This is a genomic window from Streptomyces sp. NBC_00310 (assembly GCF_036208085.1).
Classification (GTDB): Bacteria; Actinomycetota; Actinomycetes; order Streptomycetales; family Streptomycetaceae; genus Streptomyces.
In genome coordinates this window covers 266,198-279,355 of the sequence record NZ_CP130714.1, presented here as the reverse complement: position 1 = coordinate 279,355, position 13,158 = coordinate 266,198, and the positions used below count along the sequence as shown (strand labels likewise).

Here is a 13,158-nt window from a genome sequence, read left to right as displayed (position 1 = left end):
GGGTGTGCGCGCCTCTAATGAACCCCGGTCAGGGCAGGCGGCGGAAGGACGGATACCCATGCACGAGATGTCCGTCGCGCTGGCGGTCGTCGACCAGGTCGCGGAGGCCGCCGACCGGACCGAAGGTGTCACGGCGGTGCGATCGGTGCGGCTCCAGGTGGGCGAACTCGCCGGTGTCGTACCCGACGCACTCGCCTTCTGCTTCGAACTGGCCTGTGCCGGAACCCTGCTGGAAGGCGCCGAACTGGTCACCGAAGCGGTGCCGGGGCGGGCCCGCTGCACGCCCTGCGCACACGAATGGGCCGTCGGTATGCCTCCCCGGCTGACCTGCCCCGCGTGCGGCGGGACGCGTACCGACCTGCTCGCGGGCCGGGAACTGCAGATCGTCGACGTGCACTGGGAGGACGGCGGCCCCGCGCACCCGCCCACCCGCGAACCGATCTCCGAGGAGCGCTGAACCATGTGCCGTGTCACCGACCTGCGCCAGGCCGTACTCGCGAAGAACGACGCGAGCGCCCACGAACTGCGCGCACATCTCACGGCCCGAGGCACCGCGGTCGTCAATCTGCTGTCCAGCCCGGGCAGCGGCAAGACCGCGCTGCTGGAACAGGAACTGCTGCGGGCACGGGAGCGGTCCGTGGCCGTCGCGGCGCTGAGCGCCGACCTTGCCACCGAGAACGACGCGGTCCGCCTGGCGCGTTCGGGTGTCCCGGTCAAGCAGGTGCTCACCGACGGACTGTGCCACCTGGAGGCGGGGATGCTCGCCGGGCACCTGGACGGGTGGCTGCCCGACGACACCCGGCTGCTGTTCGTGGAGAACGTCGGCAACCTCGTCTGCCCTGCCTCCTACGACCTGGGGGAGACGCTGAGGGTCGTCCTCGCCTCCGTCACGGAGGGCGAGGACAAGCCGCTCAAGTACCCCACCGCCTTCGGCCTCGCCCAGCTGGTCGTGGTCACCAAGACCGACCTCGCGGCGGCCGTCGAGTTCGACGCGATCACGTTCCGCGCGAACCTGGAGCAGGTCAACCCCGGAGTCGAGGTGGTCATGACCTCGGCACGACGGGGGCAGGGGATCGGCGTACTGCTCGACAGGGCCATGGCCGCCGCGGACGGTGCCCCCGTCCACTCGCCGGTCATGGCCGGGCACTCCCACCACGGTCACACGCACGGACACACCCACGCGCACCCGGAGGCCACCGGCACGATGGCCCACACCCACTCGTGAGCGCTTCGCAGGCCCCGGCCGCCGTCGCCGAGGACACCCCGCTACGCCGCCGGGTCACCGTCCGGGGAGTGGTGCAGGGCGTGGGTTTCCGGCCGTACCTGTACGGCCTCGCCGCCGAACTCGCCCTGGCCGGACATGTGACCAACACCCCGGAGGGCGTCGTCGTGGAGGTCGAGGGCACCGCCTCGGCCGTGGCCCGGTTCTGCGACCGGATCGCCGCCCAGGCGCCCCCGCTGGCCCGCGTGGAGTCCGTCGACCACACGGAGATGCCTCCCGCCGGCGGCACCGCGTTCACCATCCTCGCCTCCCGCGCCGACGGACCGGCACGCACCCTGGTCTCCCCGGACTCCGCCACCTGCGCCGACTGTCTCGCCGAGTTGGCCGACCCGGCGGACCGGCGGTACCGCCACCCGTTCGTCAACTGCACCCACTGCGGCCCGCGCTTCACGATCGTCACCGCGGTGCCCTACGACCGGGCCAACACCACCATGGCCGGCTTCCGGATGTGCCCCGACTGTGCCCGGGAGTACGCGGATCCGGCCGACCGGCGTTTCCACGCGCAGCCGGTCGCCTGCCCGGCCTGCGGGCCGCGTCTGCGGCTGGTCGTCGCCGAGAAGGAGGGGCTCAGGGGTGTCGACGGGGCGGACCCGGTCGGCGAGGCGCGCGCACTGCTGACGCGGGGCGGGATCCTCGCCGTGAAGGGCCTGGGCGGCTACCACCTGGCCTGCGACGCCACGAGCCGGGCGGCGGTCGCCCTCCTGCGACGCCGGAAGGCGCGGGGGGACAAACCGTTCGCCGTCATGGCCAGGACCCCGGACGATGTCCGCCACCTCGTGCGGCTGAGCCCCGAGGAGCGGAGTCTGCTCGAAGACCGGGCCCGGCCGGTCGTCCTGCTGAGGCGGCACCCGGACCCGTCGTACGCCGCCGGGGATCCGAAGCCCGCCGAGGCCGTCGCGCCCGGCAGTCCCGACCTCGGCGTGATGCTGCCCTACACGCCCCTGCACCATCTGCTGCTCGGCCTGCCCGGCGACGCGGACGGCCCCCGGCTGCTCGTCATGACCAGCGGCAACGTTTCCGGTGAGCCGATCGTCACCGACGACACCGAGGCGCTGGAGCGGCTCGCGCATCTGGCCGACGCCTGGCTCACACACGACCGGCCGATCCATGTCCCGTGCGACGACTCCGTGGTCCGGGTCTGTGACGGGAAGCCGCTGGTGATCCGCCGCTCGCGTGGCTACGCCCCGTTGCCGCTCACCCTGCCGCTGTCCGTGCGGCCGGCCCTCGCGGTCGGGGGAGACCTGAAGAACGCCTTCTGTCTGGGGTCGGGCCGCCGCGCCTGGCTGTCGGCGCACATCGGCGACATGGACGACGTCGGCACGCAGCGGGCCTTCGAGCGCGCGGCGGCGCAGCTGGAGTCCATCACGGGAGTGCGGCCCGAGACCCTGGCGTCCGACCGGCATCCGGGCTACCGCTCCGCCCGGTGGGTCGACCGGAACGCGGCGCACCGGCCCGTCGTGCGCGTCCAGCACCATCACGCGCACGTCGCCGCCGCGATGGCCGAGCACGGGCTGGACGGCACCCGGCCGGTGATCGGCGTCGCCTTCGACGGCACCGGCCACGGCGACGACGGCGCCGTGTGGGGCGGGGAGTTCCTGCTCGCCGACTACGACCGCTTCACCCGGTTCGGGCACCTCGCGTACGTCCCGCTGCCCGGTGGCGACGCCGCGGTGCGCCGGCCGTACCGCATGGCACTGGCCCATCTGCGGGCGGCCGGGATCCCCTGGTCCGCTGACCTCGCCTGTACGGCCGCCTGCCCGCCCGACGAACTGCAGGTCCTGGAGCGGCAGTTGGAGCGAGACCTGAACTGTGTCCCCACGTCCAGCATGGGCCGCCTCTTCGACGCCGTGTCCTCGCTGACCGGTGTGTGCCACCGCGCCGGATACGAGGCACAGGCCGCCGTCGAGTTGGAAGGCGCGGCTCTGCGGGCGCCCGCCGAGGACACCACGGCGTACGCCTTCGCCCTGCACGCCTCGGAGAAGAGCCGGGGCGGCGTCGTACGGGCCGATCCGGCACCGGTGTTCGCGGCGATCGCCGGCGACCTGCGCGCGGGCGTGGAGCCGCCCGTGGTCGCGGCCCGCTTCCATCGGGGTGTGTCCGCTCTGGTGCGCCGGATGTGCGGGCGGGCGCGGGAGCGGCACGGGCTGGACACGGTCGCCCTGACGGGAGGCGTGTTCGCGAACACGCTGCTCTCGTCGGCCTGTGCCGCCGGCCTGCGCGAGGACGGCTTCACGGTCCTGCGGCACCACCTGGTGCCCCCCAACGACGGCGGTCTGGCGCTGGGCCAGCTGATGGTGGCCGCCCGCGCCACTTCGACTCCCACGCCCACCGACTGAGCGACGCGCGACCCACAGCGAGGAGAGGCTCATGTGCCTGGCGGTACCCGGCAGAGTGCTGGACATCGAGGAACGGGACGGCACCCGGATGGCCACCGTCGACTTCGGCGGCGTGGTCAAGGAGGTGTGCCTGGAGTATCTGCCCGACCTCCGGGTGGGCGAGTACGCCATCGTCCACGTCGGGTTCGCCCTGCAACGGCTGGACGAGGAGTCGGCGCGGCAGACGCTCGAACTCTTCGCCGAACTCGGCCTGTTGCAGGAGGAGTTCGGTGACCCCTGGGAGATGGCGGCGGTGGAGGCGGGCATGGACCCGGTGGAAGAGGTGCGCAACCAGTGAAGTACATCGACGAGTTCCAGGACCCGGAGCTGGCGCGTCGGCTCCTCGACGACATCCACGCCACGGTGACCAGGCCATGGGCGCTGATGGAGGTGTGCGGCGGCCAGACGCACAGCATCATCCGGCACGGCATCGACCAACTCCTGCCGGACCAGGTCGAGTTGATCCACGGTCCGGGGTGTCCGGTGTGCGTGACCCCGCTGGAGGTCATCGACAAGGCGCTGGAGATCGCCTCCCGGCCGGAGGTGATCTTCTGCTCCTTCGGGGACATGCTGCGCGTGCCCGGCACGGGGCGGGACCTCTTCCAGGTCCGCGGGGAGGGCGGTGACGTGCGTGTCGTCTACTCGCCGCTGGACGCGCTGCGGATCGCACAGCAGAACCCGGACCGTGAGGTGGTGTTCTTCGGCATCGGCTTCGAGACGACGGCACCCCCCAACGCCATGACGGTCCATCAGGCCAGGAAACTGGGCATCGAGAACTTCAGCATGCTGGTGTCCCATGTCCGCGTACCACCGGCCATCGAGGCGATCATGTCCTCGCCCAGCTGCCGGGTACAGGGCTTCCTCGCTGCCGGGCACGTCTGCAGCGTGATGGGGGTGGGGGAGTACCCGGAGCTCGCGCGGCGCTTCCGCGTGCCGATCGTGGTGACGGGCTTCGAGCCACTGGACATCCTCGAAGGCGTGCGCCGGGCCGTCCGTCAGCTGGAGCGCGGCGAGCACACCGTCGACAACGCCTACGCCCGCGCCGTGCGCCCGGAGGGCAACCCGGCCGCCCGGGCCATGCTGGAGGACGTCTTCGAGGTCACCGACCGTGCCTGGCGCGGTATCGGGGTGATCCCCGACAGCGGTTGGCAGCTGTCGTCGAAGTACCGCGACCACGACGCCGAGCACCGCTTCGCGGTCGGCGGGATCCGGACGGCCGAACCCGCCGAGTGCCGCAGCGGAGAGGTCCTGCAGGGGCTGCTCAAGCCGCACGAGTGCGAGGCCTTCGGCACCCTGTGCACCCCCCGTACGCCGCTGGGAGCCACCATGGTCTCCAGCGAGGGCGCCTGCGCGGCGTACTACCTCTACCGGCGGCTGGACCTGCCCACGACCAAGGCCCGGGAGGCGAGCCCCGTTGTCTGACATCACCGATCTCCCCGTGCCCACCGCCCTGGACATCGAGGGGTGGACGTGTCCGGCGCCCGTGCGGGACCGGCCGCGTGTCGTCATGGGGCACGGCGGTGGAGGAGCCCTCTCCGCCGAACTGGTCCAGCAGATCTTCGCTCCGGCCTTCGGGGGCGAGGTGCTCGCCCAGATGGGTGACGCCGCCGTCCTCGCCCTGGGCGGAGCCCGGCTGGCGTTCTCCACCGACTCGTACGTGGTGCGGCCGCTGTTCTTCCCCGGCGGCAGCATCGGCGACCTGGCGGTCAACGGGACCGTCAACGACCTCGCCATGAGCGGTGCCCGCGCCGCCTACCTCTCCTGCGGATTCATCCTGGAGGAGGGCGTCGAGCTGGACGTGGTCACGCGGGTGTCCCAGGCGCTGGGCGCGGCCGCGCGCACCGCCGGGGTGGAGGTGGCCACCGGCGACACCAAGGTGGTGGAGGCCGGCCACGGCGACGGGATCTTCATCAACACGGCGGGCATCGGGCTGGTTCCGGCGGGCGTCGATCTGCGTCCTCAGCGGGTCGTCCCCGGCGACGTCGTGATCGTCAGCGGCGCCATCGGTGTCCACGGAGTGGCGATCATGAGCGTGCGCGAGGGCCTGGAATTCGGCGTGGAGATCAAGAGCGACTGCGCGGCGCTCGGCGGCCTGGTCGACGCCATGCTCGCCGTCACCCCGGATCTGCACGTCCTGCGAGATCCCACCCGAGGTGGCCTGGCGGCGGCGCTCAACGAGATCGCGGAGGCCTCCGGCACCGGGGTCGTCATCCGGGAACGCGAGGTCCCGGTCCCGTCGGCCGTGGCCAACGCCTGCGCCATTCTCGGACTGGACCCCATGTACATCGCCAACGAGGGCAAGCTGGTGGCCTTCGTCCCGCGCGAGCACGCCGACGCCGTCCTCGAGGCGATGCGCGCCCATCCTCTGGGTACGGATTCCGTGATCATCGGTGAGGCCGTCGAGGCGCATCCCGGCATGGTCGTGGCCCGCACCGGCCTGGGGGGAACGCGGGTGGTCGATCTGCCGATCGGGGAGCAACTGCCGCGGATCTGCTGACCTGGACCTCGCGGCCTCGCGCGTCGACGAAAATGGCGGGCGTCCGGGCGCCGACGGGACCCGATCCCGTCGGCGGCCGGACGGCGGGTCCTGCGGGTCCTACGGGTCCTGCGGGTCCTGCGGGTCCACGCCGGTCTCGGCGGAAGCGTCCCTGGTTCCGCTGGGGCGCTGGGAACGTCCCTTGCGTCCGGTGTCGCGTCGGCCCTTCTCGTCCGCGTCGCCGTACTCCTCGCCGCGCGCCCCGTGGCTCTTCGCCGTGTCACCCGGAACGGACTTCGACTCCTCGGCGGACTTCGTCCGGCCCCGGCCCCCCTCGCCGGCGTGTTCCGCCGTACGGAAGGAGCGGTGAGCGCTCGGGTTGTCCTGCTGATGCGTCTCGTCCACATCGGGTGACCAGCCGTGCTGACCGGTGCCCTGGTGACGGCTGGGGCCCTTTCCGTGCGGTGGCTCGGACGAACGTGGTTTCTTCGGCATGGTCCGACCTGCCTGTTCGTGGTCCATGGGGACGCCGCTCATGCGTCACCGCGATAGATGAATTATCCCTTCTCGTGACACTTCGGGCATATCGCGATCTTTCAAGTGCTTTTGGTCTTCCTGGTTCTCCCGGCCTCGGCCCGTCAGCGGCGTCGGCGGGCGTTGAGCCTGGCGGCCTGGCGGGTGAGGTGGTCACGCTCCGCGAGATTGGGTGCCTTCCGGGCGGCCTCGGCGTACAGGCGTGCCGCCGTCGCCAGGTCGCCGTCGCGTTCGTGGAGGTACGCCGCCACGGCTGCGTGGCGGGGGAGCGAGTCGTCCAGTGCCGCGAGCGCCGCCAGACCGGCGCGCGGCCCGTCGGCCTCGCCGACGGCGACCGCGCGGTTGAGCCGGACGACCGGGCTGTCGGTCAGGCGCGCGAGCTCGTCGTACCACTCGACGATCTGCACCCAGTCCGTCTCCTCGGCGGCGGGCGCGTCGGCGTGGAGGGCCGCGATGGCGGCCTGCGCCTGGAACTCGCCCAGCCGGTCGCGGGCCAGGGCCGCCTGCAGGATCTCGACCCCCTCGGCGATCGACTCCGTGTCCCACCGGCCCCGGTCCTGGTCGGCGAGCGGCACCAGGCTGCCGTCGGGCGTGGTCCGGGCGGCGCGCCGGGCGTGGTGGAGCAGCATGAGGGCGAGCAGTCCCGCCACCTCGGGGTGGTCGATCCCGGCCGCGAGCTGCCGGGTGAGCCGGATGGCCTCGGCGGCGAGGTCGACGTCACCGGAGTAGCCCTCGTTGAAGACCAGGTACAGGACGCGCAGCACGGTCGCGACGTCGCCGGGTTGGTCGAACCGCACTCCGGAGACGGTGCGCTTGGCCCGGCTGATGCGTTGCGCCATGGTCGCCTCGGGCACCAGATAGGCCTGGGCGATCTGGCGGGTGGTCAGCCCGCCGACGGCGCGCAGCGTGAGCGCGACCGCGGACGACGGCGTCAGGGACGGATGGGCGCAGAGGAAGTAGAGCTGGAGCGTGTCGTCCGCCGCGGGCGCGGGCCCGGGCGTCGGCTCCTCGTCGACGAGAGCCTCACGCCGACGGCGGGCGGTGTCCGCGCGGGTCGCGTCGAGGAACTTGCGCCAGGCCACGGTGACCAGCCAGCCCTTCGCGTCCCGCGGCGCGTCGGCCGACCAGACCCGGATCGCCTCGACCAGTGCGTCCTGCACGGCGTCCTCGCCCGCCGCGAAATCGGCTCCGCGGCGGACGAGGACGGCGAGCACGCCCGGTGTGAGGCTCCGGAGCAGGGCCTCGTTCATCTGGGACACCTGCGAGGTCACTCCGTGATGGTGGGCGGCGCGGTCAGGAAGGGGCGCAGTTCGAGCCACTCGTGGATGGGCTTCCCGCCCGCCCCGGGGGCGGCCGAGAGTTCCCCGGCCAGCTCGACGGCGCGCTCGTAGCTGTCGACGTCGATCACCATCCAGCCGGCGATGAGGTCCTTCGTCTCGGCGAACGGTCCGTCGGTGACCGGCGGGCGCCCCTCACCGTCGTACCGGACCCACGTTCCCTCGGGGGCGAGTGCCTGGCCGTCGACGAACTCGCCGGTCCCCTCGAGCCGGGCCGCGAAGTCCCGCATGTACTGCACGTGGTCCGTGATCTCCTCGGGTGTCCACTGGTCCATCGGCACGTCGTTGACCGCGGCCGGGGCGCCCCGGTAGTGCTTGAGCATCAGGTACTTGGCCATCGTGGTTCTCCTCGGTCCTCGTGCGACCCATTCTGGTCGCGCTCACACCAGGGACGGAGCCGGTCGCGGGTTCTCGACATGGCCGGCCGATCTTTTTCGGATTTTCGTGGATGAGTGGTCGCGGTCGGGCGGTGAGCGGGCGAGGCGCGGTCCCTGTGGGCAACGCGCCCTCGGGCAAGGCCGGTGATGCCCCGCCGCGCGGTGGGTCCCGTCGATCCCGAAGGTGTCCGTGCGGCTCTAACAAGCGGCGATGCCGAATCTGCCCGAGTGCCCCGCGACCATCCGTCCATTCGGCCCAGGGCGGTATCTTTTCGGGGCGAACGAGATCTCCGCACCAGGCTTTGGTTGTCGGACGACAACTGAGTTAACCTTCACCGGATTTTCTCATCAGGCCGATCCGTGAACTGCGGAAATGCGGTCGGTGAGCGGGCCTCTCACGGCCCGGCGCGGGTTCCGAGCCCTCGGCGCGAGGGCTCTTGGGGAGCGGAACGAGGGTGCGCATGAGCAGCAAGACGATCGAGGCCGTCGACCGGGCCCCGGGGGAGCAGGAGCTACGGCAGCTCCTGGCCGGCCTGACCGCCGTACGGGACGGCGACTTCGGCACCCGGCTGCCGTCCGACGGCGAGGGCCTGCTCGGCGACATCGCGACGGTTTTCAACGGCATGGTGGACCAACTGTCCGTGTTCACCTCGGAAGTGACCCGGGTGGCGCGTGAGGTGGGCACCGAAGGCACGCTCGGCGGACAGGCCGAGGTGCCGGGGGTCTCGGGCACCTGGGCCGATCTGACCGACTCGGTCAACGCCATGGCGGGCAATCTGACCACGCAGGTGCGCGACATCGCGCAGGTGGCGACGGCGGTCGCCAAGGGCGACCTGTCGCAGAAGATCGACGTCCCCGCGCGCGGCGAGATCCTGCAGCTGAAGGAGACCGTCAACACGATGGTCGACCAGCTCTCCGCCTTCGCCGACGAGGTCACGCGCGTCGCCCGCGAGGTCGGCAGCGAAGGCAGGCTCGGCGGACAGGCCCAGGTGCCCGGCGTCGGTGGCGTCTGGCGCGACCTGACCGATTCGGTCAACTTCATGGCGGGCAACCTCACTTCCCAGGTCCGCAACGTCGCCCAGGTGACCACGGCGGTCGCTCAGGGAGACCTGTCGCAGAAGATCACGGTGGATGCCCGTGGTGAGATTCTGGAGTTGAAGAACACCATCAACACGATGGTGGATCAGCTGTCCGGTTTCGCCGACGAGGTCACCCGCGTCGCCCGCGAGGTCGGCACCGAGGGACGGCTCGGTGGACAGGCGGACGTCCAGGGCGTGAAGGGCACCTGGCGCGACCTCACGGACTCCGTCAACTTCATGGCGGGCAACCTCACCGCGCAGGTCCGCAACGTCGCCCAGGTGGCCACGGCGGTGGCTCAGGGAGATCTGTCGCAGAAGATCACGGTGGATGCCCGTGGTGAGATTCTGGAGTTGAAGAACACCATCAACACGATGGTGGATCAGCTGTCCGGTTTCGCCGACGAGGTCACCCGCGTCGCCCGCGAGGTCGGCACCGAGGGCAATCTGGGCGGACAGGCGATCGTCCGGGGCGCGTCGGGGACCTGGAAGGACCTGACGGACAACGTCAACGTGATGGCGTCGAACCTGACCGGCCAGGTCCGCTCGATCGCCCAGGTCGCCACGGCCGTCGCGCGCGGGGACCTGTCACAGAAGATCACGGTCGAGGCCAAGGGCGAGGTCGCGGCCCTGGCGGACGTCATCAACACGATGGTCGACACGCTCTCCGCGTTCGCCGACGAGGTCACCCGTGTCGCCCGCGAGGTCGGCACCGAGGGACGCCTCGGGGGCCAGGCCCACGTGCCGAACGTCGCCGGCACGTGGAAGGACCTGACCGACAACGTCAACTCGATGGCCAACAACCTCACCGGCCAGGTCCGCAACATCGCCCTGGTGACGACGGCGGTGGCAGGCGGCGACCTGTCGAAGAAGATCGACGTCGACGCCCGCGGCGAGATCCTGGAGCTGAAGACCACCATCAACACGATGGTCGACCAGCTGTCGTCGTTCGCCGCCGAGGTCACCCGTGTCGCCCGCGAGGTCGGCAGCGAGGGCCGGCTCGGCGGACAGGCCGAGGTGGAGGGCGTCGAGGGCACCTGGAAGCGGCTGACCGAGAACGTCAACGAACTGGCCGGGAACCTCACCCGCCAGGTCCGCGCGATCGCCGAGGTGACCAGCGCCGTCGCCGAGGGCGACCTGACCCGCTCGATCACCGTGGAGGCGTCGGGTGAGGTCGCCGACCTCAAGGACAACATCAACTCCATGGTGGAGTCCCTGCGGGAGACCACACGGGCCAACCAGGAGCAGGACTGGCTGAAGACCAACCTCGCCCGGATCTCCGGCCTGATGCAGGGCCACCGCGACCTCCCCGTCGTCGCCGAACTCATCATGGACGAGCTAGCGCCGCTGGCCTCCGCCCAGTACGGCGCCTTCTACCTCGCCGAGGACACCGAGCGCGGTCCCGAGCTGCGGCTGGTGGGCTCGTACGGCTATCCCGAGGACACCGACCGGCCCGAGCGCATCCCCGTCGGGCGCTCGCTGGTCGGGCAGGCCGCGCGCAACCGCCGTCCCATCAGCGTGGAGGAGCTGCCACCGGGCTACGTGACCATCTCCTCCGGTCTCGGGCAGGCCGTGCCCAGCGCCCTGGTGGTGCTGCCCATCGTGGTCGAGGACCAGGTCCTCGGTGTCATCGAGCTGGGCTCCGTCACCCCCTTCACCCAGATCCACCAGGACTTCCTCGCCCAGCTGATGCCGACCATCGGCGTCAACCTCAACACCATCGTGGCCAACGCGCGCACCGACGAACTGCTGGGGGAGTCCCAGCGGCTGACCGCCGAACTCCAGGCGCGGTCGGAGGAGTTGCAGGTGCAGCAGGAAGAACTGCAGCGCTCCAACGCCGAACTGGAGGAGAAGGCCTCCCTGCTGGCCTCGCAGAACAGCGACATCGAGGCCAAGAACCTGGAGATCGAGCAGGCACGGCAGGAGCTGGAGACGCGCGCACAGCAGCTGGCGCTGGCGTCGAAGTACAAGTCGGAGTTCCTGGCGAACATGAGCCACGAACTGCGCACCCCACTCAACAGTCTGCTGATCCTGGCCCAGTTGCTGGCCCAGAACCCCTCGCGCAACCTCACGCCCAAGCAGGTCGAGTACGCGGGCATCATCCACTCGGCGGGCTCGGACCTGCTGCAGCTGATCAACGACATCCTCGACCTGTCGAAGGTCGAGGCGGGCAAGATGGACGTCGCTCCGGAGCGGGTTCCGCTGCGCAAGCTCCTTGAGTACGTCGAGGCTACGTTCCGCCCGATGACGACGCAGAAGAGCCTGGACTTCACGGTGGCCACCGCGCCGGGCACGCCCGCAGACCTGCTCACCGACGACTCCCGGCTGCGTCAGATCCTGCGCAACCTGCTGTCGAACGCGGTGAAGTTCACCGAACAGGGCGGCGTCGCCCTGCGCATCGAACCCGCCGCGGACCGGGAGGTCCCCACGGGCGTCCTCCGCGGCGGTCCCGTCGTGGCCTTCCGGGTGAAGGACACCGGTATCGGCATCCCCCAGCAGCAGCTGGAGACGATCTTCGGGGCCTTCCAGCAGGCGGACGGCACCACCAGCCGCAAGTACGGCGGCACCGGTCTCGGCCTGTCGATCACCCGGGAGATCGCCCATCTGCTCGGCGGCGCCGTCACGGTCGACAGCACGCCCGGGCAGGGCAGCACCTTCACCCTCTACCTTCCCGTGGCACGCGCCGACTTCGAGGAACTGCTCGACGGCGGCGGCCGGCCGGCGGACCAGCCGCACACCACCGGCCGGGAGCTCCCGCCGGCCTCCCGGCCGGAGATCGCTCCCGTCGCGCCGCCCGAGCAGCGCCGACGCCGCCTGCTCGTCGTCGAGGAACGCCCGCGCGGACTGCTGACCCTCGTCGCCGAACGGGCGGTCGCCGACCTCGCGCCCGCCGACGATCCCCTCGGGGCGATCGACATCATCACGGCGGTCGGGGCGCAGGAGGCGGCGAGCACGCTGGCCGCCGAACCCTGCCACTGCGTCGTCCTGGAACTCGGCATGCCCGACGACGAGGGTGCGCGTCTGCTGGAGGCCATGGAGGGCGACTCGGCGCTGGCCAGCGTGCCCGTACTCGTGCACACCGGTCATCGCGTGGACCTGGCGCACGAGCAGACGCTGCGCTCCCGCGCGGACGGCCGCCCGCTGGACTTCCTCTCCAGCCTGGACGAGCTGCGCGAACGGATCACCCTGCATCTGTCCGCCGAGGAACCGGGGGACGTACTGTCGCTGGTCCGTGCGGAGGAGTCCCAGCGCCCGGCCGCGCAGGTGGTCGACGGCGCCTTCCTCGGCCGTACGGTGCTCGTGGTCGACGACGACGCGCGCAACCTGTTCGCGCTCAGCGGGATGCTGGAGCTGCACGGCTTCCACGTCCTGCACGCCGACAACGGCCGCAGGGGCATCGAGATGCTGCTCGCCCATCCGGACATCTCGCTGGTCCTGATGGACGTGATGATGCCGGAGATGGACGGTTACACCGCCACCTCGGAGATCCGGGCGATGCCCCAGTACGCCGAACTGCCCATCATCGCCGTCACCGCGAAGGCCATGCCCGGCGATCAGGAGAAGAGCCTCGCGTCGGGCGCGAACGACTACGTCACCAAGCCGGTCGACACCGACGACCTCATCGGCCGCGTCCGACGCTGGCTGTCCGTATGACGGGGCGTCACACCCCGGTGCGTACCAGCCGACCGCGTGGCGTCCCC

Annotated in this window: 10 protein-coding genes; 7 read left to right on the top strand and 3 right to left on the bottom strand. The window is 71.2% G+C overall.

The genetic code is table 11. The features are described 5' to 3' along the window. Positions 1-58: 58 nt before the first annotated feature. From hypA to hypE, 6 genes are read left to right on the top strand one after another with little or no spacing between them, the layout of a single operon-like run. Positions 59-457, top strand: coding sequence for a hydrogenase maturation nickel metallochaperone HypA (gene hypA / locus OG202_RS01030; protein ID WP_327731933.1), 399 nt, complete (start codon positions 59-61; stop codon positions 455-457). Between the two features lie 3 nt (positions 458-460). Next, complete coding sequence (hypB, locus tag OG202_RS01025; protein ID WP_326573296.1) at positions 461-1,225, top strand: hydrogenase nickel incorporation protein HypB; 765 nt, start codon at positions 461-463, stop codon at positions 1,223-1,225. Then, positions 1,222-3,618 carry a carbamoyltransferase HypF gene (hypF, locus tag OG202_RS01020; protein ID WP_328222148.1) on the top strand — a complete coding sequence of 799 codons (2,397 nt, stop codon included), beginning with the start codon at positions 1,222-1,224 and terminating at the stop codon, positions 3,616-3,618. Before hypB ends, hypF begins: the two co-directional genes overlap by 4 nt. 31 nt (positions 3,619-3,649) lie before the next feature. Beyond that, a complete protein-coding gene (locus OG202_RS01015; protein WP_326573292.1) occupies positions 3,650-3,955 on the top strand; it encodes a HypC/HybG/HupF family hydrogenase formation chaperone in 306 nt (101 codons plus the stop codon). Next, complete coding sequence (gene hypD, locus OG202_RS01010; RefSeq protein ID WP_328222147.1) at positions 3,952-5,079, top strand: hydrogenase formation protein HypD; 1,128 nt, start codon at positions 3,952-3,954, stop codon at positions 5,077-5,079. The genes OG202_RS01015 and hypD overlap by 4 nt, the downstream gene beginning before the upstream one ends. Then, the gene (gene hypE / locus OG202_RS01005) at positions 5,072-6,154 is read left to right on the top strand and encodes a hydrogenase expression/formation protein HypE (protein ID WP_326573288.1); all 1,083 of its coding nucleotides are present in this window, start codon (positions 5,072-5,074) and stop codon (positions 6,152-6,154) included. Before hypD ends, hypE begins: the two co-directional genes overlap by 8 nt. 99 nt (positions 6,155-6,253) lie before the next feature. Here the strand turns inward: hypE and OG202_RS01000 are convergent, their stop codons facing one another. From OG202_RS01000 to OG202_RS00990, 3 genes are all read right to left on the bottom strand, one after another. Continuing rightward, positions 6,254-6,628, bottom strand: a complete 375-nt coding sequence (locus OG202_RS01000) for a hypothetical protein (protein WP_328224636.1) — start codon at positions 6,626-6,628, stop codon at positions 6,254-6,256. A 143-nt stretch (positions 6,629-6,771) separates the two neighbouring features. Next, complete coding sequence (locus tag OG202_RS00995) at positions 6,772-7,917, bottom strand: RNA polymerase sigma factor (protein ID WP_327732381.1); 1,146 nt, start codon at positions 7,915-7,917, stop codon at positions 6,772-6,774. Positions 7,918-7,934: 17 nt separating this feature from the next. Then, a complete protein-coding gene (locus tag OG202_RS00990; RefSeq protein WP_326573284.1) occupies positions 7,935-8,342 on the bottom strand; it encodes a YciI family protein in 408 nt (135 codons plus the stop codon). A gap of 500 nt (positions 8,343-8,842) precedes the next feature. Here OG202_RS00990 and OG202_RS00985 point away from each other — a divergent pair, with 500 nt between their 5' ends. Then, positions 8,843-13,111 (top strand): HAMP domain-containing protein, encoded by a 4,269-nt coding sequence (locus tag OG202_RS00985; RefSeq protein WP_327731939.1) that lies wholly within the window; start codon positions 8,843-8,845, stop codon positions 13,109-13,111. The last annotated feature ends 47 nt before the right edge of the window (positions 13,112-13,158 follow it).